The sequence below is a fragment of the Advenella incenata genome, from assembly GCF_004217095.1.
Taxonomy (GTDB): domain Bacteria; phylum Pseudomonadota; class Gammaproteobacteria; order Burkholderiales; family Burkholderiaceae_B; genus Advenella; species Advenella incenata.
The window spans coordinates 833115-854548 of the sequence record NZ_SHKO01000001.1 but is presented as its reverse complement, the minus strand read 5'-3'; the positions used below and the strand labels follow the sequence as shown (position 1 = coordinate 854548).

Genomic DNA, 21434 nt, shown 5'->3' with positions numbered 1-21434 from the left:
CTGGTGAGGTCACTTGATGGCTTGCCACAATACTAACGGAGAATACGAATGCCATATAATACCGAGGAAGATATCGCTATAATTGGATACTGGTGCCGCGTCGCCGGCGCATCTTCGCCAGAAGAATTTCACCATTTACTTGTATCAAATAAATCGTCTATTCGAGAGGTTTCTGAAACCGAGTTGAGAGAAGCTGGTGTTCAGGAATCTACGTTTAGTCATCCAGATTATCGACCGTATAGGGCAATACTTGAAGATGCTGCTTATTTCGATAATGCGCTCTACCGCATCCCGCCATCTGAGGCACGGCTTACAGACCCACAGCATCGCCAGTTTCTTGAAATTTGTCATTTAGCGCTTGAAAGTGCTGGTATCGACGTTGGAGAGTATCCCTCTACCGGGGTGTTCGCTACCAAAAGTAGTAATAACTACGCATCCAGTTTTTCGGATATACCAGGAGACTCATTAAAACGCTTCAGTCTCGAAATCTTTAATAGTGTCTCCCATCTTGCTGCAAACGTCGCCTATCGCTTGGGATGTGAGGGTCCAACCTTAACGCTTCAAAATGCATGTTCGAGCTCACTAGCAACGGTTCATTTAGCGCGCCAAGCTCTATTGAGCGGTGATTGTGATATAGCTTTGGCTGGCGGTGTGTCTATCGGATGGCCTCAACATAAAGGATATTTGTATGTTCCTGGCAGTATTATGTCTTCCGACGGGAAATGCTGCCCTTTTAGCCAATCGGCAAGTGGTACAGTTCGTGGTGAGGGAGGAGGAGCGGTTGTTCTTTGCCGGCTTGCTGATTTTCGCAGTGGCGTTATCCGAGGAAATTTGAAAGGTATTATTCGCGGTTCCGCCATCAATAACGATGGATCTCGTAGGATGGGGTTCACTACGCCTGCTGCGCATGGGCAATTGAATGTAATCACCAAAGCTTTGAAAAACTCAGGTATCTCTCCGAAAGATGTGTCATGTATTGAAGCACATGGCACAGGCACCCTGGTTGGAGATGGCATCGAGCTTTCTGCGCTTGCAGGCGTTTTTGCTGAAAATCACACTTCATCAGTATGGCTTGGCAGTGTCAAAGCCAATCTAGGACATCTTGATGCTGCTGCTGGCGTCATTGGTTTAATTAAAATGGTGATGGCTTTGGAGAGGAAGACGATTTATCCTCTTTATGGATTTGAGCGGTTTTCCGAAGAATGTTCTGCTCATTCACCAAAGTTCCAAGTAGCTAAGGAAGCACAGCCTTGGGACACCGATGGTAAGCGCATCGGTGGAATTAGCTCGTTCGGGCTTGGGGGTAGTAATGCTCATATCTTACTGGAAGAGTCAAATCAACCTTTAGAGATCGGGGGGGGCACCAAGCAAATAATCAACCGTAACCCAAAATTGTTTACTCCTTGATAAAGTACTGTGGCTTTAAAGGTTTTTCAATAGAGTATATTTCCTAAGATAAGAAGACGATGCAATCAACCTATAATTTGCGCAATAAGATATCAGAATATAAAGACGCATTTTTGCTGAACCGAGTACATGCATTATTGATTGTCGTAATTTTTTTTATGGCACTCGGATCTTACGCAATTATTCCTTTCTATATTTTTTACATGACTAAAAATCTGGGGATATCCAGTTTTGAGATTGGTATCTTATTGTCAGTTAATGTTTTCGCGCATCGCGGGCTGGCATTATTAGCAGGATTTTTGATAGATAAATTTGGTAGTCGTCCGCTTATGCTTTGGGGTGTCTTTATAAGGATCGTATCCTATGTCTTTTTAGCGTTTGCTCAGTCTTTTGAAACGTTGATGATAGCTACATTACTCAGTGGTGTTGGCGTAGCTTTAGCTCAAACAGCCGGGAAAACGCTATTGATAAGTAGAGAGGGGGATATTGCAGCACTGCTGGCATCAAGAATCATTGCATTAAATTTGGGAATCATTCTCGGGCCTGCAGTAGGATATTTATTACTATCTTGGTCATTTCCTGTAATTTGTATATGTGTTGCTATTATTTTTACGTTAATCCTAACGTTGCTTTTTCTTGAAATTCCAAAAGAGGCAAAGGATAGTTTAGGACCCTCGGCTCCATTTGATTTAACTAGTTTCTTTAAGTTGATTTTCACGCCGTCTGTATTCGTAATTCTATTACTTCAAATTTGCTTTCATTTCTTTTATACATCACTTGAATTGGCTTTTCCTATATATGCAAAAGACAATTATAGCGTTGCCGTTGTTGGTGCTATTTTTGTCATTAATGCTATTGTTGCAGTTGTCTTTCAATTGCCGGCAGCTCGATTGATGAAGAAAAATACACCGCTTTCTGGGATCGGTTTAGCTCTTGTCACTCTGAGTTTCTTTTTCAGTGCTTTATCGGCACAAACCGTAGGGAATTTGTCTATAGCTTTTTTTATCGTTGCAATAATAATTTTCAGTTTGGCTGAAGTAGTTGTGATGTTGTTTGTTGACATTTGGTTGGCAAAAAATACAGAAAGCAGACAATTGGGCAAAATTTTCGGCCTCTCATCCTTTGCAGCAATGATCGGCGCTATTTTAGGAAATAGTTTGTTTGGCTATATGTTGTCGGGCGTTGAATCAAGCGCTAATTACTCGACGTTCTGGCTGACTCTTTGTATTAGCTCGTTTTTCGTTATGGTATTTTTTTGCATCCACGATCTGTTTCAGTTCAGAAAAATGAGATTGCAGAGTAATTAAGATTTTAATTGATGGACAGGTGCCTACAGGGTTACTGATTTGATATATTTTTTGGAAGAAACCATCGCATTTCGATTATTGAGCCATTCTAAGTAGTCACTTATCCATCGAAAATGAGAATATGGAAAATAAATTTATCGTTGAAATCTCCATTTATAGAAACCCAATATTATCGGTTAATGTCTATGGAGTCTTATGTGAATTTAATATTGATTACTATAGTGACAAATTGTTCGATGACTTTAGAGTAGTAAAACCTGCTATTTTCTATAAATTATCAGTGATAAGGAAGGCTGAATTTCTGGCGGGCAGAATTGCAGCGCTTTGTGCTTTGAAAAATATAGGAATAGAGAACTTTCCAATCGAGATTAGGAAAAATAGAGTCCCTTTGTGGCCACAGGGGATAGTTGGCTCGATTTCTCATACTTGTAATAGAGCAGTATCTGTTGTGTCATTAACGTCAGAGATAAAGAATATAGGTGTAGATATTGAAAATATTATGAGCATAGAAAACGCCAGTAAGGTATGCTCATATATAGCTAGCCGGAAAGAGTACGAGTTATTGATGTCAACCAATTTTTCATTTGAGTTGTGCTCGACTATTCTTTTTTCCGCAAAAGAAACGTTATTCAAGGCCATCTACCCAGTCGCTAATATTTTTTTTGATTTTGTTGATGTGGAATTATGCTCCGTTTCTTCAGGAGAGAATTTGCTATTTTTACAGCTAAATAGGGATATCAACACATTCTATGAAAGCGGTATGATTTTTGTTATAAAATTTGATGTGTTAGAAAATTATGTAATTACCTTTACGCAAATCTCTTAAAAAATTAGTCTTATAAGATAGATTTGTATTTTTATCTCTATATTGATGCTTTAATCTTGAATCAAAATAGAGGCTAATTGTCAGAGACTAGCGACTGTTCTCGACGTTGATTTGACGCGGTTTGTTTATTGTTTCGATAAAATCACATTACCCCCTTGTTCCATAAAAATATTGACCCATTCCGATAAATACTTTGAGTCTTGCGATATGTTCGTTATTCGCCGATTTTTTAAATCCGGATGCCTATGATAAAAAATTCTATCTGTCACTATTGAGACGATGGGGTTGGGTTTGATGTGGTAATTGATATTTGGAATCGAAACACCAATTCTATCTTTGGAAAAATCATATAGTCGCGGGTAAATATCCATCATGGCTTGTTCCCGGCTTCGGCTAATTTTCTCCAAATTTTGAGTTTTATTTGAAGAGTTTGAATGAATTACGATAGCTGATACTTGTGGCATTTGCGAGCCACTCCTTCTGAAGCTATGAAAAGCAGGTGTTCGGTTCTCGCTTTTTCCTGAACATATCGTACACTCACTGCCATTGCCAGTTAGTTGAAATCCTGAAACTGCTAGTTGATGCTGGATAATTACTGGTAGGTCTAATTTTCTATGCGTAGGTGAAATTTTTTCAGCTGATAAATTCCAGGCTCTTGAAAAATCGCTTATGATTTGATCAGTTACCTCGTAACAGCACGCGCATGCGCCTGGGCCAATAGCAACCTGCCAATCTGCAGGATCTTCCCTTTCATTAATAAGTAATTCTTTAAATTTTAAAATAATGCCACCTAATGCGCCACGCCAGCCGACGTGCAGCGCGGCGATCGCAGAACCATCGTGTTTTGCAAATAATAGCGGAAAGCAGTCCGCATTCACTAAGGTTAAGAGAAGGCCAGGAGTTCGAGTAAATACACCGTCGGCATTGCCAACGTCTTGACCGAAAGATTCTGCCAAAGCGATACGAGTACCATGCACTTGTGTTTTTTTAGCTCTATGCTTCCACAGTGCATAAGAAAACTCTGGGATTGGTTCATCCATATCGCCGAATCCGAATTGGATATTTTTTATGGCTGATAGCGTTGGATTCATCATAGTCCTTTTAGTCATATGTCCCTGTATGTCATAGCGTAAGGACAGTAAGGTTGTGTATTTCAATACAATGCACAAGATGGGTAAAAAAGCTATAGACCAATTGTTTAATGTGCCAGCTGCGCGTGCATACATCCATACGATCTTGGTCGAGCCTCGCGTGGCAACTGGTTCGCCGGTACAGCTCTAATTGTCGAAAAAATATTTCTTTTCTTATAGAATTATAAGTATATTTAAGACAGTCCTAAAGGGTAATTGTAGAATTAGCCATTTTAAATTACACATTTTTCTTACTTCGCGTGATCCCTTATAATGAGATCGGTCATAGGGGGTTCAACGGTTATGGCTCAATTGTCAGGCGAATTAGTAGTGTACTTTATCACTGGCTCGAACTCCGTTTAAGAAAATATTTTCGATCTTCGTATCGGCTTTTTGGAGTCGAGAGTCTCATCTTTCAGTTGAGTTGAACGATAGTCGGGAGCACATGTATTTACGTGTTTGAGTGGATAGGCCTTTTGCTTGCAGTACAAATTGGGAATTAAGGGTCAGTGAACTACAACTTTCTAGGTTATATCTGAATCATTAATTCTACGGCTAAAGGGACACTCGGAAAACCAAGTATGCAGTATCCAATACATGGTTTATTTTGTTACCGATTTCGAGTCGAAGCAGTTCTTCGAACAGAATAGTCCTGAATAGATCCTATACTAACTTTTCATGATCGGAAAGTAATGGCCCAGTAGATGGACGCTGTCGAGCTGAAAACGCTCAACGGTGCATTCGACTACAAAAAGCACTTGAGGGAATTTACGTTCATCACCAATACATTGGAGTTCGTATTTGCGGCCTCAGACCTGCTTGATCTAGGATGGACTTTGAAAACAAGCTCATAAAAAGCTAAAAATGTTAGTGATATAAATACTATCTACATCAATGACTTATACTTAACTAACTGTTATTATCATTCAGATATAATGATGGACGCTTTGCCCCAGCATCATGACTGCCAGCGAGAGGATCGTGTCCAGACATACGGCCTGATCTGACGGTACTGTGGCGATGCGCTCCATGAACGGTTCATTCAATTCGTGCAAGTGTGCCGACAGCAATCGCGCCCAACCGCTGTCTGCGCAAAAGTGCTGATTACATGCCTGCCGAAACAGCGTTTGACTGTATCCGACACAATGCTCCTGCAGGGCAATAATGGTACAGTTCAGATTGAGATGCGGACGCAGGGTGGCCGAACTGGAACTGTGAAGAAGCAGTAGATCGCCTGCCTGCAGTGTGCAGCTGTTGGCATTGCCGGTGAACTCGGCTGACTCCCATGCGCATAACAGAAACCATTGCTGGCTATTGCTGGTGGCAGGTACCAGCGCCGGCGGTGCCAATACCAGATCGGCATGGTGCGCCTGCAGCATGACTATGCTGGCCCTCGCAGTCAAGGAAAACGCAGACAGATTGACACCGAACGCAGGCGCCTGTTGTGCTGCGAGATGCAACTGGGCATTGGGCAGAACTTGCGGCAGGATTTGATTAAAGCGCGGCAGACTGATATCTGCCCCCGCCATGGCCGAATTCAGTCTGAATGGCTCCGACAGCCCATTGACAAAATCTTTGAAATGCATCGACAAGCCTGTACGACAAAGCAAAAACCCGCAACCATTTTGAAACAAATCATTCGAACTGGCTAGTCAATGCGCGCTAAAAAAGCATAATATTCGTGCCTTAAATCAAATTATCCATGTCAACCGCGACGCCTACGTCCCGTGTTGACGTGTTATCCACCTCCGTTTCGACAAGCCACGGCACATGGCCTCGTGTAACTGACGGCTGTCAGCGCCGGGGCTGTAGCGCCACGCCATCGTCTCTGAATCACACGGTACTGCGGATGCCGTTATGGTTCACAGCGAAATGATACCGATCCCAACCCTTCTAGTTCAAACGTGAACTGATCTCCTGCACTGGGAAATCGCACCGTCATCAGGTTACCGGTAATAAGCACTGCGCCGGCAGGAATGCTGCGCTGCTGTCTGGCCATAACCTTGGCCAACCAGTATACTGACTCCAGGGGGTTGACAATATCTGCCACGTTGCCCTGTTCGATCACTGCGCCATGCGCGCTAATAGTGATATTCCGATCAAAATCGGACACAGCAGACTGCCACTGGCCCAGAATTACGGACGTATTATTGACATTGCATGCCACCAGTGTCTGGGCATCGGGCGAGGTCTTGTCCGGGCAGCGGTCGTCCAGCACCTCGACCGCTGGCGCGACCGCATCAATCCAGTCAGCGGCCGCTTGCACGCTGTCCAAATCATCACCGGAGAGCTCCTTGCCTATGCGCACGGCCACTTCAAACTCAAATTTCATGTGCGTGTAGTCACTCATGGACAGCACTGCATCGGAAGGCAGCAACGCCGTATCCAGCAACTCGCCATAGACAGGCTCGGTCAGGTCATGCTTGCTCCAGGCGGCAGGTGCATTCAGGGCGATTTTCAACCCGGCCCGCCGGGTATTGTGACGCGCCATGCGAATCTGGACCAGTTGCTCCTGAACCGCATAAGCCTGCTCCAGACTCAATGGCCTGCCTTCGACCAGCAATGGGGAAAAATGCACGCGGGTATCAAATTGCTGCTGCAACTGCAGTGCCAGCTCACGAGGGGTTGGGCCCATGACGTCTCCTTTACGAATTGGGTTGTGCACCAGAAGCGCTGCCGCTTGTGTTGCCGTTGTTATCGATATTTGTATTCAAATTGCCGGCGATGGCCGATTTGAGTGCTGCCATATCATACCCGCTGGGCTGCTGGAATACGCGCAAATCGAATTCGCCGACCACGGCAAAGATATGATCGAACAGATCGGACTGGATACGTTCATACTCGGCCCAGACCACCGTTGTCGTAAATGCATAGATTTCTATGGGGACGCCCGTTGTCTCAGGTGCCAGCTGGCGCACCATCAGGGTCATATTCCGATGGATATGCGGATGGTTGCGCAGATAGACTTCCAGATACGCCCGAAAGGTGCCGATATTGGTGAGCCGCCGGCCGTTGAGCGCAGACGACAGGTCTTCGCTGCGCGACCGATTGTAGTCCTCTACCTCCCGGGATTTTTCCAGAATATATTGAGACAGTAGTCGGCTTTTGGTCAGGCGCTGCATTTGACTTTCGGTAATGAACTTGATGCTGTTGACATCGACGTGGATGGCGCGCTTGATACGACGACCGCCGGATTCGGACATAGCCCGCCAGTTCTTGAAGGAATCCGAAATGAGCGAATAGGTGGGAATGGTGGTTACCGTATTGTCCCAGTTGCGCACCTTGACCGTTGTGAGGCCGATATCAATGACCGCGCCATCGGCATTGTATTTGGGCATCTCCAGCCAGTCTCCGATACTGAGCATATTATTGGCGGACAACTGGATGCCGGCCACCAGACCCAGAATCGGGTCTTTAAATATGAGCATGAGCACGGCAGTCATGGCACCCAGGCCGCTGATCAGAATAACCGGAGACTGGCCGATCAGGACCGAGACTATGAAAATCACGCCGGTAATGGCTGCGATGATTTTCAGGCTTTGGACGATGCCCTTGAGCGGAAACTGGACAGCGACCTGTTTGCGAAAGCACCAGTCAAGCACGATGTCCAGGAATGCAAAAACCGCCAGAATGGTGTAGACCAGCATCCAGATGCGCGAAAATCCCAGCAAACCTTCATGGACCGAGCCGGGCGGCACCCACAGGCGTGTCAGCAAGCCAAGGGCCAAACCCTGCACCAGCATGGCGGCATAGCGAAACAGGGACGAGTGACCCACGAGCTTGATAAAGAGAAAACGATCATTGCGCATTCTGCCCCGCAACATGCGCAACACGCCATAATGCAGGACACCATGCAACAGCGCCAGCAAAAGCAGCATGACCCCGAGGGTGACGATTAACGTTGCAAAGGGAGAAAGCTGCAAACCGGCCAGAGCCAACCAGTCAGAAGGGGTTTCTTTCATGAGTTACCATCAGAATACTTAGAAGCATCACATAGTAGCAAACTGGCCCACGCTCGTCATCTGTGTAAAGTACCAGAACGACTCGAAGCAGTTGGGCCAGGATCTCGCCAAGTCACGGCAGGACCGCGACAATACGCACGATGTGGCGTCGCACGTATACACCACATCATACTGGCCCTGAACATATAAATGCTGACTACCCGTATCTAACCATTTATATCTTGACTCTGTCTATACGGCTTTTGCTATCCGGCTACGTATTTCTGATTTTATACTTTGGATTCTATGCTGCTGGCCGAATACATCTGCGCGCGATCTATGCGCTTAGACAGGCGGCGCCGGGCGGCAATGTAATGGATTAAGACTACCAGGCCTGGGCACCACGCTGCTTACCAGATCACAAAGAACAATAGCCAGGCATAAGTGAATGGCGCCAGGCCTGCCGTTAATAACAGCATACAGGTGACTCGCTGCCACAGCATCACCTGATGTCGTTGCAGAATTTTCCAGGCCAGGCGCAAAGACCACAGCAGGGAAAGAAACAACAACGTTAGGCGGGCCGGGCCCGCCCAGCCGGTGGCAATACCGTCATTGCGCAACAGGGTAATCGTGGTGGCGGACAATCCCAGAAAGACGCCGACGCCAGCCGCGGGAATCAGTGCCTGTGCGACGGTATCGACAGCGCCGATAAATGTTGCGCCCACCACTTTCTGTATGCATTGCAGGCTCAGCCACAACGCCCCCCCGGTAACCAGCGCAGTGCCAAAAATGAACAGCACGATGGTAAAGCCGTCGAGCCAGCTGAAAGCATCATTGACTTCCGGATAATTCGTCAGAATGAACCAGGGCGCGTTCTGTTCCAGAGGCCAGAAGACATCACGGTTGACCAGCCACTCGGCCATGGCCTGTTTGAGACTGACAAACCACGGGCTGGCGCTCCACAGGAAGGCGCCCACTGCAATGCCCATCAGCCCCCATATGATCAGGGCCGTCTGCCAGCCACCGGTTTGCGCCACATCAACGATTTCTTCCTCGGGTGAGCGGGAAGTGAGCGCAATGGCACCACGATAATCGGCACAACGTCCGCACATATGGCAATCGCTGGCCCCCTTCATATGCCGCAGGGGCACCAGTGGTGCGCAATTGATTCTCTCTATGCGGCGAACCGGGTGGCGCCAGGCGTCTTCACTGACCTTGTAATGCCAGGGCGCCAGTTTGGCCAATAGCTGGAACACCCCATTGACCGGGCACAGATACTTGCACCAGACGCGTTTATTGCGCCCATACAGGTAACCAACCACCATGGCCCCCACAGTAGATCCACCCAGAACAGCAAGCACCGCCCAGGGATATTGGTATACGCTGACCAGTTGGCCGTAAATCGTGGTCAGGGCAAAGGCAACAAATGGCCAGCCGCCCCAGCGCATCCATTTGGGAATGGCACGACCACGACCGTGTTCGCTGGCCCACTCGGTGAGCATGCCTTCAGGACAGAACCACCCACACCAAGCCCGCCCCATCAGGGGCATGGACACGAGCACGAAGGGCCACCAGATGCCCCAGAAGGCAAACTGGGCAAAAATGGTCAGGTTCGAAAAGATATGCGCGGAATTGCCCGGCAGCGGTAACGCAGCAGGAACAAGAATAAGGAAAAAGTAAACGCCGACCACGCACCACTGCAGATTACGCAGCAGCCTTTTATGGTCCCGCAGAAACGTCGAGAACCGATAAGCGAAAGATTGGAGCATGGCGCTCATGGAGCACACCCTAAAGGAACAAAGATACCGCTACAGACAGGAAAAGCGTGACGGCGCCATGTCCTGCCAACAGAGGCGCCTTTTTTAAAAACAGTCACAACACGTTCTGTTGCGCGCATCAGCCACGGGCAGCAATAGCGGCTCCCGCCGGCTCCGAGCGCAACATCTGGTACAGCAGAAAAACACCCAGCCAGTACAGAACGAAAATAATGACATGCATGAGAGAAGGCATTGCCCTGTAGCCGGCAAAATCGGCTAGCACCTTGCCAATACCACTGCTGTCATCAAGCACTGCACTGGTATCCCACACAGGATCCATTAACGTCGGAATGGCTTCAAGCGAGATCAGATGATCTATACCATTGACGAGCAGCGAGCCCGCCAGCAGCAGCAATAACACTTCGGTAATTTGAAAGAAGCGGCGCCAGGTAATAATTTTGCCACCCAATTGCAGAATATAGAATGTCAGCAACGCCAGCAGAAAACCACCCACACCAGCAGCGGCAAGCATCCATGCCTGATTCTGTTGCGCACCGGCCAATACCGTTCCCCACAGGAAAACCACTGTCTCGCTGCCTTCGCGCGCCACGGCGATCATGACCAGAACCAACAGACCCCACCAGCTGTTACGCTGGAGATTGGCCGAAGCACCACTGACCAAGTCGCTTTTGAGCTTGCGGCCATTTTTTTTCATCCACATGACCATCTGCACCACCAGCCCGCAAGCCACCAGCGCCATAATCGCCTGGAACCACTCCTGACCGGTATCAGACAGCCAGGTGGACACACCCATGAAGACCAGGGCCAGCGCGCCAGCCAGCAACAGCCCGGCAGCCACCCCGCCCCAGAGCCACGGCATACCGCGCCGACCTTCCGGAGAGGCTCGCAGCCAGGTGTACAGAATACCTACAACAAGCAGGGCTTCGACGCTTTCACGCCAGACGATAAATGCCACTTGATCCAATTGGATTCCTTGTGAATGAATATGCTATTGCGCGGGCTTGACCACCAGCGTTCCTTTTACGGACTGGTGAAAATCGTCGAAAAACGGATATTCGCCGGGTTTGGAAATAGTGAAAACCAGGAATGAAGACAGGCCCGGTCCCAGCACTTTTTCCTTGCGCAGCGGCAGGCTCTCGAATTCAACAGGCACCTTGCTTTCATTGATGAGGTTGATCTTGAAGCGACCAGCGGGCACTTCAAGCCGCTGCGGCTCGAACGTGCCGTCTTCCTTGAACGTGAGGGTAAAGGTTGGCGTCTCGGCCCAGGCGTGTTCCGCTAGCAACGCCTGGGTCAGAGTCAGGGAAAGCGCCAGACCAGCAATAGCCAGAGCGCGTTTGACCATGATCAATATCCGCCTTTTTTGCCTGTACCGGCATACGTGAATTCATACTCGACTTCAAATGGCTTCCAGAACGCTTCTACGCCGGTTTCCTTGTCGGTATGGTGACCAAAATGATTCATTTTATTGGCCTCGGGCGAATCAATAATGTAGGTGAGCTTGTATTTGCCAGGCCCTTGCAGCTTCACATTGTCGCCATAGTGCGGGCCGTCGTTGGCTACCATGGGCATGAACATGCCTTCCTGAACCTTGCCGCCTTCTTTTTCCAGCTTGTATTTAATGGTCAGATAGGGCATCCATGCGCCTTCCTCGAACCCGTTCTTGTTGTCGGCAGTTGCATGAATATCAGCTTCAAGATGAATATCCGAATCCTTGGCCTCGCGCATCATGCCTGCCGGCTCCATGGTGATGGGCTGCAGGTACACGGCAGCGATTTCCATGCCGTTTTTCATGTGAGGTTTGCCGATAGGATACTCGGCAGCCTGCGCAGACAGTGACAGAGCCAGCGCCATGCCGGCGCCGATCAGGGCGATTTTCTTGTTCATACTTGAATGTCCACCAATAAGATGAATAGGTAAATGAGAATATTTCTCGTTTATATTATTATATGTTGGCTGACAGTCGCCTTAATAAATATCAAAAGCACGCAGACATAGGCTCGTTTTTGCGTATCCGGTGTAGATGTCGGAAAAAAAGAGCCCAGGGCCCAATAGGCTGGCTGGCTGGCTGGCTGGCTGGCTGGCTGGCTGGCTGGATGGCTGGATGGCTGGATGGCTGGATGGCTGGCTGGATGGCTGGCTGGAATCGAGACAATCGCCGCAAGCAAGCAAGAACAGAATCAGGCCGCCAGCCATGACGCCCGGCAATCGCGCTGCCCTTTAATCTGCCGGGGCGAGGGCTGACGCCATTGGCGTCATGCCCTGCGTCAATTTATAATTGAATCTGGTCACCGTCAAAGGCCTGCCGCACATCCCCTGGGAGCGCCTCCGGGTGGGCCATCAGGTACCGGTCCAGTTCGTGCCCGGCATGGGTCAGCCAGGTGGTCCCAGCCCCAATGGCGGCATGGATCGCCAGCGCCTGATTCAGGTCGTTGTGATTGCGCCCGGGTTCTGGACGGGGCGGATAAGAGCAGTCGAGCACGCAATGGGCAGGACGCTGAGCGCGCAAAAAATGCTCTACCTGCTCTGGCAGGCCTTGCGTATCGGTCAGATAGGCGAGGCTGTCACCCTGATCGGGCCGGATCAGATAGCCGTAGGTCAAACGGGAATGTTGCAACGGCAAGGCGGTGATGCTGAAACCGGCAAACGGCCGCTCTTCAAAGGCTTCAAACGGTTGGGAAAAATCCAGAATGCCCGGATGCTTATACAGGTCTGCAAAACCAACCTCATCCGCAGGACCGTACACGGCAATACGCAAATTGACGCCCCAGCGCAGGTGCAACAGGCCCTGGGCATGGTCGGCATGATAGTGCGTCTGGAAGATGCCCTGCAGCGTGCCGGGCGCAAAGCGGGTCGTCAGGTCCGTCAACCCGCTGTCGATCAGCCATTGCCCGTCATCACCGTGCAGCAACGCACTACATGGCAGGCGCACATGGCGAGTATCACTGCGGGCCCGGGCACAGGCCACGCAGTCGCAGTTATAAACAGGCATCTGCGCCGAATTGCCGGTGCCCAGGAAAGTCAATTTCATTGCCGCTCCAGTGTCGTGGCCCGTTCAATTGTATCCAATAACTGCGTCACGGCGCTGTCCAGGTCGCCGGAGTTATCAAGCACCACCAGCCGCGCGCCCTGCTCCCGCAGGCTTTCCATGAATGCGGTATCAAGTGCGGTATTGCGCGCCAGCCGCTGAGTAATTTCCTGGCGGCTTTCTCGACCGCGCTGCAGCAGCCGTTGCAACAGCAATGGCGGATCGACCTGCACCAGTACCACCAGCACCGATTTGTAGCGTTGTACCGCAGACTCGCAATAGGCGCGGGAACCGTTGACCAATACGGTATGTCCCTGCGCCAGCAGGTTATCGAGTTCTATCGGGATGCCATAGGCCAGGCCGTTGGCACGCCAGCTCATGGCAAATTCGCCACGCGCCTGCATCGCATCGAAGGCTTCAGGCGACAGGGAGAAGGCATCTTCTCCCTCGGATTCGGCCGACCGGGTTATATAGCGTTTCATCAGTAGCAACTGCGATCCTGCACGGCTGGCAGCCAGTTGCAGCAGACTGTCTTTGCCCGAGCCGGAAGGCCCCATCACGTAAATCAGCTGACCCGACATCAAAATACCCGTTGACCTTCGCGCAGCACCTGCCGCACCACAAATTGCCCGCCCGTATCCTTGACCTGCACCAGATCGGCACGCAGTCCCGGGCTGATCTGGCCACGGTCCGGCAAATTGGCGGACCTGGCCGGCGCCAGGCTGACCATATTGACGGCCTGCGGCAGGCTGATTCCCAGGTCGGACTGGCTCAGGATACGCACCGATTGCAACATGCTTGCCGGGTAATAATCGCTGGACAGAATATCCAGCACTCCGTTGCGCGCCAGGTCGGTTGCCGCGATGTTACCGGAATGGGAACCGCCGCGCACCACGTTGGGTGCGCCCATCAGCACTTTCAGGCCCAGTTGGTGACTGAGCGCAGCCGCCTCATGGGTTGTGGGAAACTCAGCAATGGTCATGCCAAAACCGGCTGATTCGTGCACGTGCTCGCTGGTGGCATCATCATGGCTGGCAAGCGACAGACCACGCTCATGGCAAATATCCACGATACGACGGCGATAGCCTTCGCTGTAACGATCGGCATTCTGTTTTTGCAGCACGATAAAAGCATCCATATCGGCATCATTCAAATGATACTTGCCCTGATAGTATTCGCGGTATTTTTCATACTTGACGAACTGGCGCTGGCCCGGCGTATGGTCCATGACCGACACCAGATGCACCAGCTCATTGCCTACCAGGTCTTCGAAAATGCCCAGCGTTTTTTCATGACTGACTTCGCAACGCAGATGCAGTCGGTGCTCGGCGCGCGTGTGCCCCTGGTCGGATGCATGGGAAATGGCTTCCACCATTTTGGGTAACTGCAGAAGGCGTTGCCCTTTGGGGTTCACATCGCCAATAGAAAGCGCATCGAATACGGTTGTGATGGCCGCAGCAACGATTTGCGCGTCGTGCGCCAATACCGCGTTCTCCGAGGGCCAGTCTACGCCGGGACGCGGATTCATGTACTTCTCAAGGTTGTCGGTATGCAGCTCGATCAGTCCCGGAATAACGAAATCGCCCTGCCAGTCTTCAGCGGCAGGCAGGCTGCTTGTGCCTTCACTGACATCATGGATCAGTCCGTCACGCAGCGACACGGTGCCCCTGATGACTTCGCTGGCGGTGACAATCTTTGCATTTGTGATCACTCGTTCACGCAACATGTTTCATCTCCCGAGTCGCGATATCCAGGCTGCGGTCTGCCACTGCTTCACGCGCCGCCTTGTCATGAAATATGCCGATCAAGGCGGAGCCGGCTGCCCTGGCCTCGCCTATCATTTCCAGCACCACCTGACGATTTGCTTCATCCAGCGATGCCGTCGGCTCATCCAGCAGCATCAATGGCCAGTTGACCATGAACCCCCGGGCGATATTCACGCGCTGCTGTTCGCCGCCAGAAAAGGTATTGGGCGCCAGCGACCAGAGCCTTTGCGGAATATTAAGACGCGTTAACAGGTCGGCGGCACGTGCACTGGCCTGCTCTGCGCCCCAGCCGCGCAGCAGCGCCGGCTCACTGACCACATCCAGGCAGTTGACGCGCGGAATAACACGCAGGAACTGGCTGACGTAGCCCATTGTCTCCCGGCGTACCTGCATGATCTGGCGCGGCGCCGTGCCGACCAGTTCAGTCATGTTATCGCGGTGCAGCACGCGAATCGAGCCGCCACCAGGCAGATAGTTTCCATATAACGTACGCAACAGCGTTGATTTGCCGGCGCCCGACTGACCGTGCAGCACCACGCACTCGCCGGCATTGACCGAAAAGCTGATGTCTTCGAGCACATGCAGTTGCACACCCTGCTGTTGATGCAGCGTGAAGGTTTTGGACAGATTATTTACTTCCAGAACGGTATTCATTGTTTCTCCGAATGCGTTGATTACAACTGTACTATCACGGTTGCAATACGGATGAGACCAGCAGTTGCGTGTACGGATGTTGTGGGTCATCCAGGATCTGATCGGTCAGCCCGCTTTCGACCACGCGCGAGCGCCGCATCACCATCAGTCGGTCTGCAAGCAGCCGAGCCACAGCCAGGTCATGGGTCACAATAACGACGGCAAGACCCAGGTCACGCACCAATGCACGCAGCATATCCAGCAAGCGGGCCTGCACCGAGACATCCAACCCGCCCGTCGGCTCGTCCATAAACACCAGCCGCGGATGGGAGACCAGATTGCGGGCGATCTGCAGCCGTTGCTGCATGCCGCCGGAAAACGTGCGCGGCAAATCGTCAATGCGCGACTCGTCAATTTCCACCTGACGCAGCCAGCGCTCCGATTCGCTGCGCAGCACGCCGTAATTGCGTACTCCTTGCGCCATCAGGCGCTCGCCGATGTTGGCGCCCGCCGACACGGTCATGCGCAGACCATCGCGCGGGTTCTGTTCTACAAACCCCCACTCGGTGCGCAACAAGGTGCGCCGTTGCGCCTCCGAGGACGCATACAGATCAGTTACCGCGCCATCGGTCTGCCGATAATGAATTGTCCCTGCATCGGGCTGACTGCGGCCGGAAAGCACATTGAGCAGCGTAGACTTGCCGGACCCCGACTCGCCGACGATGCCCAGCACTTCGCCGGGATACAAATCGAAACTGACCGCCTGGCATCCCTTGTCCGGGCCAAACAAAAGGCCAATGTCCGATACCTGAAAAAGCGGTTCGCCGGCCAGTTCGTCCTGCACCGGACGATCCGCCTGATTGTTGCTTGCCTGCAATGCACTCATTGTGTTACCTCTGCTTGTGCCACGCGCTGCGCGCAGTAGTCAGTATCGGAGCAGACAAATTCCCGGCTGCCCTTGTCGTCTGTAATAATCTCGTCCAGGAACGATTCCGTGGATCCGCAAATGGCGCAACTGTGCTCCCATTTCTGTACCTCGAACGGATGGTCTTCAAAGTCCAGACTCGCCACATCGGTATAGGGAGGTACGGCATACAGGCGTTTTTCACGGCCGGCGCCAAACAGCATGAGCGCGGCGCTGCGATGCAGTTTGGGATTGTCGAACTTCGGTATGGGAGACGGGTCCATCACATAGCGTCCGGCCACCAGCACCGGATAGGCGTAGGCGGTAGCGATATGACCATAGCGGGCAATGTCTTCGTACAGCTTCACATGCATGACGCCGTAATCATTCAGCGCATGCATGGTTTTGGTCTCGGTTTCCGACGGTTCGATAAAACGCAGCGGTTCGGGAATCGGCACCTGGAACACCATGATCTGGTCATTGCTCAATGCCGTCTCGGGAATGCGGTGACGGGTTTGTATCACGGTCGCTTCGGTCGTATCCACTGTGGTGCGAACGCTCGCGGTACGTGAGAAAAAGCGCCGTATGGACACAGCATTGGTGGTATCGTCCGCGCCCTGATCGATCACCTTCAATACGTCATCGCGTCCCAGGATGGCAGCGGTCAGTTGCATGCCGCCGGTGCCCCAGCCGTAAGGTAGCGGCATCTCGCGTCCCCCGAAAGGCACCTGATAGCCGGGGATGGCTACTGCCTTGAGCAGTGCGCGGCGAATCATGCGCTTGGTCTGCTCATCCAGATAGGCAAAGTTATAGGGTTCTGCTATGGCGTTCATGCCCGTTTCTCCTTCTGCGGCGAGACCTGTCCCGCTTCTGTGTCCTGCTGCTGTTCGTGAGCGGATTCGGCCTGTGCGTCGCGTTTTCTCATTTTGCGAATCAGCTCAAGCTCAGCCTGGAAGTCCACGTAGTGCGGCAATTTCAGATGTGATACGAAGCCGGCCGCTTCGACGTTATCGCAATGCATCAGCACAAACTCTTCCTGTTGCGCCGGCGAGGTAATCTCCTCGTCATACTCGGCTGCGCGCAGCGCGCGATCGACCAGGGCCATGCCCATGACCTTGCGCTCGTTATAGCCAAAAGCCAGGCCGTAGCCGCGTGTAAACTGCGCAGGCTGGTCTTTGGAGCCAACAAACTGATTGACCATTTCACATTCAGTGACTTCGATATCCCCGGCCGGTACCGCAAAATCCAGTTCCTCAGGCTCGAGCCACACCTCGGTAAAACCGATGCGGATCTCGCCGGCAAATGGGTGGTTACGGCCATAGCCGCGCTGCGTCGAATAGCCCAGCGCAAGCAGAAACCCCTCATCGCCACGCGCCAGTGCCTGCAGGCGCTGCATCCGGTTACTTGGGAAATCAAGCGGCTCACGGGTAATGTCGGGAACCGGCTGGGCACTGTCCATTTCTTCGCGCATCAGTCCTTCCTGCGCCAGCAGGCCCAAGACGCGCGGAAAGTCCTGCCCTGCATCTTCGATGGCGACATCTGCCTGCGCGTTTTCATCCGGGAGCGTCGCGCCCGGCAATGTCGCCTGCTGTGCGGCTGCGGCCCCATCAGCGCCATCAACGGCGGCCTGAATCTGCTGCCCATCACTCTGCTGCAGCGCCTGGGGTTGTTCACCTTCGGCCTGCAGGGTAAAGTCCAGCAAACGGTGTGTGTAGTCGAAGGTCGGCCCCAGCAACTGCCCGCCCGGCAAATCCTTGTAAGTAGCGGAAATGCGTCGTTCCAGCTGCATGCTCTCGGTATGCAGGGGGCGGCTGACGCAGTAGCGACTGAGTGTGGTGCGGTAGGCTCGCAACAGAAAAATCGCTTCCAGTAGATCGCCCGCAGACTGCTTGATGGCCAGCGCGGCCAGCTCTCTGTCGTACAGCGAGCCTTCGCTCATCACCCGGGCCACGGCCAGCGGCATCTGTTGCGCGATCTGGGCCAGCGACAGAGGTGGTACGTCGGTCGCGCCACGACGTTTCTGATCAAGTAGTCTGTGCGCATTTTCGATAGCGGTTTCACCGCCTTTTACAGCAACATACATCGTATTCTCCTATAGGACGCTGGCCACGGTACTGCGTGGCAAAGCCATCAACTGGCGCTGGCTGGTCATGAAAAAGTCCAGTCCCTTGGGAAAATCGGTCACCAGACTGCGTGCCGACCAGAAACGTTCACACAGCGGCAGTGTTACGGCGCGCTGTGATTCGATGCCCGGCCCTTCAAGCACGACCTGGCGCCCGCCTTCCAGGCTGTCGAGCTGGACAATCACCGTACATGAGAGTTCCGGATCGCGATCGGTGCCGCAACGAAATTGCTCAAGATAGTCGACCTCGGCGGCGGTAATGATGGCCAGGTCGGCCTGCTGCGGATTGTTTGTCACAGGGCAGGCGCAATGAAACGCCAGGTTGGCCCGGACCATGGGCGTATCGAGCGCTGGACTGAGCCATACTTGCGTATCGTCATCAAACAGCGTCAGCGCCAGGGAAAAAGTAGCCGGATGCATAATATCCAGGGCATCGGCAAAATCGGCCTGGGCGATGATGCCGGGTTCGGACATGGCCTTGAGCGCAGCGCGAAAACTCATTTGCGCATTCAGCACAGGATCTTCAAAGGCAGGAACCAGAACAGGAGCAGTCATTCATTTTCTCCTCGGAGAAGGGTAAAGAAGTCAACTTTGGAAGCGGCCACCTGGGCTTGTCTGGCCAGACGCGCCTGTTGCTGACTGCGTGCAAGCGGCTCGATCACCGATTGCATGAGTTTTGCTTTCTCGTCCCCGAGCAGCAAGGCATCGGCCAGGGCAGCCAGCTCTGCATGACGCTTGTTGCGTCCGGCAATGTAGCTGTACCCGGCACGACCGTCCGGCAATTGCACGACGCAACGCGTGACCGTCATCTCTCCCAGGTTGAATGCCTGTCCGGTGCCGCCAGTGCGTCCCCGCACCATGGCCATACCAGTTTCCGGCTTGCGTATGCATTGATAAGGTACACCGCCAAGCTCGGATTCATACCCGGCCAGCGCATCACCTGCGCGCGCGAGCACCTGCATCCAGTGTTGTCGCTCGGTCGGAGCAAAGTCCGCTTTCATATGTGTTCTCCGTTTAAAACTACCTGATATTGAAAACGGTCGGCGCGGCTGACGGAAAACGTCAACTCCACGGGATGACCGTGCTGGTTTTTGGATAGGGTGGTAACGGTAAGCACCGGCGCCGATTGTGGAATCAGCAGGCGCGAGGCTTCGTCAATGGTGGGCAGCCTGGCCCCGATCACGCTGGAGGCGCGCTGCAGCTCACACCCGCGTTCTTTCAGATACTGGCGCATGGAATCACGTTTGTAATCTTGCAGCAAGGCTTCGTAGCCGGAAGAAAAAAAGTGCGTCATGACGCTGATCGGCTCGTTGTCGATAAATCGCAGCGTGCGATATTCAAGCACGGCGCTGCCCGGCGCCAGGGCCAGTTGCGTCAGCTCATCGTGGTTGGCTGGGCGGCGATACACTTTGAGCAATTGCGCCCGGGCGGTGTGACCCATGGCTGAAAACTGGTCGGTGTAGGCGGTTTTGGCCTGCACCGGATACAGCAGCGGCCGGGTCAGCACCTTGGTGCCCTTGCCCTTGATCCGGATAACATTGCCCTCTTGCACCAGCAGATCCAGCGCCCGCCGCACGGTATGACGATTGACATCAAAACGCTCAGCCAGTCGCAGCTCCCCAGGCAGCAGGTCTCCCGGTTTATACATAGACAACTCAGCCCGGATAGTGGAAGCCAATGTCTGATACAGGGGTTCGTCTTGTCTAGACAAGTTCATCATTTTAAAAAGGCAGTTGCCTGCCTTGTTCCATCACACGAAGAATTTTCTGAGTCGCTGCGAGACCACGTCGATCACGCTCACACACACAATAATGATGAGCAAAATGGCTGCGGTCTGCCCGAAAGCGAAGCTGCGGATTGCTTCCCACAGTAACACACCGATACCGCCAGCTCCAACCATCCCCACCACGGTGGCCGAGCGCACATTCGATTCAAACCGGTACAGTGCATACGACACCCACAAGGGCATAACCTGGGGAATCACACCGAATATCACCTCTTGCAAAGCGCTGGCGCCGGTGGCGCGCACCCCTTCAACAGGACCCGGATCAATCGCTTCCACGGCTTCTGCGAACAGCTTGGCCAATACACCTGTGGTGCCAAGAAACAGCGCCAGGGTGCCGGCAAACGGGCCCAGGCCCACGGCCACCACGAACAACATCGCAAAGACCATTTCATTGATGGAGCGCAAGGCGTCCATCAGGCGCCGCACCGGCTGGCAAACCCACCAGGGCACCAGATTGGATGAAGACAATATGCCAAGTGGAATACCAAAAATGATCGCCAGAACGGTACCCCAGACGGCGATCTGAATGGTCACCAGCATTTCCCGCGCATACATGCGCCATTCAGAAAAATCGGGCGGAAAAAAGTCCGCGGCAAAAGTAGCCATGTTGCCCGAATCGGTCCACAGCAGAACCGGATTCATTTCGGCGCCTTTCCAGGCCCAGGCCAAAAACAGCAGGAACAGCCCCCATCCCAGCATTTTTGCCCATGTCATGCGCGGCGGCTGCGCAAGCAGTGCGCCGGACATCGGGCTGGGGCTTGTCGTCAATACAGACATATTCATTTCCAGTTTATGGCAACCTGCAA

General features: G+C 52.3%; 23 protein-coding genes. 4 read left to right on the top strand and 19 right to left on the bottom strand.

The annotated features are described in order from the left end of the window. The first annotated feature begins 48 nt into the window (after positions 1–48). From EV681_RS03950 to EV681_RS03940, 3 genes are all read left to right on the top strand, one after another. On the top strand, positions 49–1407 hold the full coding sequence (locus EV681_RS03950; protein ID WP_130303328.1) for a beta-ketoacyl synthase N-terminal-like domain-containing protein: 1359 nt from the start codon (positions 49–51) through the stop codon (positions 1405–1407). A gap of 59 nt (positions 1408–1466) precedes the next feature. Further along, positions 1467–2714 carry an MFS transporter gene (locus EV681_RS03945; RefSeq protein WP_130303327.1) on the top strand — a complete coding sequence of 416 codons (1248 nt, stop codon included), beginning with the start codon at positions 1467–1469 and terminating at the stop codon, positions 2712–2714. Between the two features lie 121 nt (positions 2715–2835). Then, on the top strand, positions 2836–3540 hold the full coding sequence (locus tag EV681_RS03940; RefSeq protein ID WP_130303326.1) for a 4'-phosphopantetheinyl transferase family protein: 705 nt from the start codon (positions 2836–2838) through the stop codon (positions 3538–3540). A gap of 125 nt (positions 3541–3665) precedes the next feature. Here the strand turns inward: EV681_RS03940 and EV681_RS03935 are convergent, their stop codons facing one another. From EV681_RS03935 to EV681_RS03900, 8 genes are all read right to left on the bottom strand, one after another. After that, positions 3666–4631 (bottom strand): purine nucleoside phosphorylase YfiH/LACC1 family protein, encoded by a 966-nt coding sequence (locus tag EV681_RS03935; protein WP_165392933.1) that lies wholly within the window; start codon positions 4629–4631, stop codon positions 3666–3668. Between the two features lie 965 nt (positions 4632–5596). Continuing rightward, positions 5597–6256 carry a hypothetical protein gene (locus tag EV681_RS03930; protein WP_130303324.1) on the bottom strand — a complete coding sequence of 220 codons (660 nt, stop codon included), beginning with the start codon at positions 6254–6256 and terminating at the stop codon, positions 5597–5599. 269 nt (positions 6257–6525) lie between these two features. Beyond that, on the bottom strand, positions 6526–7305 hold the full coding sequence (locus tag EV681_RS03925) for a 2-keto-4-pentenoate hydratase (protein ID WP_130303323.1): 780 nt from the start codon (positions 7303–7305) through the stop codon (positions 6526–6528). 10 nt (positions 7306–7315) lie between these two features. After that, entirely contained in the window at positions 7316–8632 is a 1317-nt protein-coding gene (locus EV681_RS03920; protein WP_130303322.1) for a mechanosensitive ion channel family protein, read from the bottom strand. A 389-nt stretch (positions 8633–9021) separates the two neighbouring features. Then, positions 9022–10389, bottom strand: coding sequence for a 4Fe-4S binding protein (locus EV681_RS03915; RefSeq protein WP_130303321.1), 1368 nt, complete (start codon positions 10387–10389; stop codon positions 9022–9024). 118 nt (positions 10390–10507) lie between these two features. Next, entirely contained in the window at positions 10508–11353 is an 846-nt protein-coding gene (locus EV681_RS03910; RefSeq protein ID WP_128396034.1) for an FTR1 family iron permease, read from the bottom strand. Between the two features lie 24 nt (positions 11354–11377). Continuing rightward, the gene (locus EV681_RS03905) at positions 11378–11734 is read right to left on the bottom strand and encodes a cupredoxin domain-containing protein (protein WP_128396033.1); all 357 of its coding nucleotides are present in this window, start codon (positions 11732–11734) and stop codon (positions 11378–11380) included. A 2-nt stretch (positions 11735–11736) separates the two neighbouring features. Continuing rightward, positions 11737–12276 carry an iron transporter gene (locus EV681_RS03900; RefSeq protein ID WP_128396032.1) on the bottom strand — a complete coding sequence of 180 codons (540 nt, stop codon included), beginning with the start codon at positions 12274–12276 and terminating at the stop codon, positions 11737–11739. Positions 12277–12412: 136 nt separating this feature from the next. Between EV681_RS03900 and EV681_RS22475 the strand changes: the two genes are divergently transcribed. Next, positions 12413–12613: a hypothetical protein gene (locus EV681_RS22475; RefSeq protein ID WP_165392932.1), complete on the top strand. Its 201-nt coding sequence runs from the start codon at positions 12413–12415 to the stop codon at positions 12611–12613. 48 nt (positions 12614–12661) lie between these two features. Here EV681_RS22475 and phnP read toward each other — a convergent pair whose 3' ends face one another. The 11 genes from phnP to phnE are packed head-to-tail and all read right to left on the bottom strand — an operon-like array spanning position 12662 to position 21411. Continuing rightward, entirely contained in the window at positions 12662–13420 is a 759-nt protein-coding gene (gene phnP, locus EV681_RS03890) for a phosphonate metabolism protein PhnP (protein ID WP_130303320.1), read from the bottom strand. After that, the gene (gene phnN / locus EV681_RS03885) at positions 13417–13998 is read right to left on the bottom strand and encodes a phosphonate metabolism protein/1,5-bisphosphokinase (PRPP-forming) PhnN (protein WP_130303319.1); all 582 of its coding nucleotides are present in this window, start codon (positions 13996–13998) and stop codon (positions 13417–13419) included. Before phnN ends, phnP begins: the two co-directional genes overlap by 4 nt. Continuing rightward, positions 13998–15143 (bottom strand): alpha-D-ribose 1-methylphosphonate 5-triphosphate diphosphatase, encoded by a 1146-nt coding sequence (locus tag EV681_RS03880; RefSeq protein ID WP_130303318.1) that lies wholly within the window; start codon positions 15141–15143, stop codon positions 13998–14000. Before EV681_RS03880 ends, phnN begins: the two co-directional genes overlap by 1 nt. Continuing rightward, complete coding sequence (phnL, locus tag EV681_RS03875; protein WP_128396028.1) at positions 15133–15837, bottom strand: phosphonate C-P lyase system protein PhnL; 705 nt, start codon at positions 15835–15837, stop codon at positions 15133–15135. Before phnL ends, EV681_RS03880 begins: the two co-directional genes overlap by 11 nt. Positions 15838–15871: 34 nt before the next feature. Further along, positions 15872–16702, bottom strand: coding sequence for a phosphonate C-P lyase system protein PhnK (phnK, locus tag EV681_RS03870; RefSeq protein ID WP_128396027.1), 831 nt, complete (start codon positions 16700–16702; stop codon positions 15872–15874). Continuing rightward, a complete protein-coding gene (locus EV681_RS03865) occupies positions 16699–17553 on the bottom strand; it encodes an alpha-D-ribose 1-methylphosphonate 5-phosphate C-P-lyase PhnJ (protein ID WP_130303317.1) in 855 nt (284 codons plus the stop codon). Before EV681_RS03865 ends, phnK begins: the two co-directional genes overlap by 4 nt. Beyond that, the gene (locus EV681_RS03860; RefSeq protein WP_130303316.1) at positions 17550–18803 is read right to left on the bottom strand and encodes a carbon-phosphorus lyase complex subunit; all 1254 of its coding nucleotides are present in this window, start codon (positions 18801–18803) and stop codon (positions 17550–17552) included. The genes EV681_RS03865 and EV681_RS03860 overlap by 4 nt, the downstream gene beginning before the upstream one ends. A 9-nt stretch (positions 18804–18812) precedes the next feature. Beyond that, the gene (gene phnH / locus EV681_RS03855; protein WP_130303315.1) at positions 18813–19397 is read right to left on the bottom strand and encodes a phosphonate C-P lyase system protein PhnH; all 585 of its coding nucleotides are present in this window, start codon (positions 19395–19397) and stop codon (positions 18813–18815) included. Beyond that, positions 19394–19843, bottom strand: a complete 450-nt coding sequence (gene phnG, locus EV681_RS03850) for a phosphonate C-P lyase system protein PhnG (protein ID WP_128396023.1) — start codon at positions 19841–19843, stop codon at positions 19394–19396. The genes phnH and phnG overlap by 4 nt, the downstream gene beginning before the upstream one ends. After that, positions 19840–20559: a phosphonate metabolism transcriptional regulator PhnF gene (gene phnF / locus EV681_RS03845; RefSeq protein ID WP_128396137.1), complete on the bottom strand. Its 720-nt coding sequence runs from the start codon at positions 20557–20559 to the stop codon at positions 19840–19842. The genes phnG and phnF overlap by 4 nt, the downstream gene beginning before the upstream one ends. A 33-nt stretch (positions 20560–20592) precedes the next feature. Continuing rightward, the gene (gene phnE, locus EV681_RS03840) at positions 20593–21411 is read right to left on the bottom strand and encodes a phosphonate ABC transporter, permease protein PhnE (protein ID WP_207227002.1); all 819 of its coding nucleotides are present in this window, start codon (positions 21409–21411) and stop codon (positions 20593–20595) included. Between the last annotated feature and the right edge of the window lie 23 nt (positions 21412–21434).

Excerpts from the sequence above, each read along its gene's own strand:
- EV681_RS03900 (WP_128396032.1), bottom strand. The coding sequence starts at position 12,276 with ATGAACAAGAAAATCGCCCTGATCGGCGCCGGCATGGCGCTGGCTCTG.
- EV681_RS03905 (WP_128396033.1), bottom strand. The coding sequence starts at position 11,734 with ATGGTCAAACGCGCTCTGGCTATTGCTGGTCTGGCGCTTTCCCTGACT.
- phnN (WP_130303319.1), bottom strand. The coding sequence starts at position 13,998 with ATGTCGGGTCAGCTGATTTACGTGATGGGGCCTTCCGGCTCGGGCAAA.
- phnP (WP_130303320.1), bottom strand. The coding sequence starts at position 13,420 with ATGAAATTGACTTTCCTGGGCACCGGCAATTCGGCGCAGATGCCTGTT.
- EV681_RS03930 (WP_130303324.1), bottom strand. The coding sequence starts at position 6,256 with ATGCATTTCAAAGATTTTGTCAATGGGCTGTCGGAGCCATTCAGACTG.
- EV681_RS03915 (WP_130303321.1), bottom strand. The coding sequence starts at position 10,389 with ATGAGCGCCATGCTCCAATCTTTCGCTTATCGGTTCTCGACGTTTCTG.
- phnG (WP_128396023.1), bottom strand. The coding sequence starts at position 19,843 with ATGAAAGCGGACTTTGCTCCGACCGAGCGACAACACTGGATGCAGGTG.
- phnL (WP_128396028.1), bottom strand. The coding sequence starts at position 15,837 with ATGAATACCGTTCTGGAAGTAAATAATCTGTCCAAAACCTTCACGCTG.
- EV681_RS03880 (WP_130303318.1), bottom strand. The coding sequence starts at position 15,143 with ATGTTGCGTGAACGAGTGATCACAAATGCAAAGATTGTCACCGCCAGC.
- phnK (WP_128396027.1), bottom strand. The coding sequence starts at position 16,702 with ATGAGTGCATTGCAGGCAAGCAACAATCAGGCGGATCGTCCGGTGCAG.
- EV681_RS03860 (WP_130303316.1), bottom strand. The coding sequence starts at position 18,803 with ATGTATGTTGCTGTAAAAGGCGGTGAAACCGCTATCGAAAATGCGCAC.
- EV681_RS03950 (WP_130303328.1), top strand. The coding sequence starts at position 49 with ATGCCATATAATACCGAGGAAGATATCGCTATAATTGGATACTGGTGC.
- EV681_RS03920 (WP_130303322.1), bottom strand. The coding sequence starts at position 8,632 with ATGAAAGAAACCCCTTCTGACTGGTTGGCTCTGGCCGGTTTGCAGCTT.
- phnH (WP_130303315.1), bottom strand. The coding sequence starts at position 19,397 with ATGACTGCTCCTGTTCTGGTTCCTGCCTTTGAAGATCCTGTGCTGAAT.
- EV681_RS03935 (WP_165392933.1), bottom strand. The coding sequence starts at position 4,631 with ATGAATCCAACGCTATCAGCCATAAAAAATATCCAATTCGGATTCGGC.
- phnF (WP_128396137.1), bottom strand. The coding sequence starts at position 20,559 with ATGAACTTGTCTAGACAAGACGAACCCCTGTATCAGACATTGGCTTCC.
- EV681_RS03940 (WP_130303326.1), top strand. The coding sequence starts at position 2,836 with ATGGAAAATAAATTTATCGTTGAAATCTCCATTTATAGAAACCCAATA.
- EV681_RS03945 (WP_130303327.1), top strand. The coding sequence starts at position 1,467 with ATGCAATCAACCTATAATTTGCGCAATAAGATATCAGAATATAAAGAC.
- phnE (WP_207227002.1), bottom strand. The coding sequence starts at position 21,411 with ATGAATATGTCTGTATTGACGACAAGCCCCAGCCCGATGTCCGGCGCA.
- EV681_RS22475 (WP_165392932.1), top strand. The coding sequence starts at position 12,413 with ATGTCGGAAAAAAAGAGCCCAGGGCCCAATAGGCTGGCTGGCTGGCTG.
- EV681_RS03925 (WP_130303323.1), bottom strand. The coding sequence starts at position 7,305 with ATGGGCCCAACCCCTCGTGAGCTGGCACTGCAGTTGCAGCAGCAATTT.
- EV681_RS03865 (WP_130303317.1), bottom strand. The coding sequence starts at position 17,553 with ATGAACGCCATAGCAGAACCCTATAACTTTGCCTATCTGGATGAGCAG.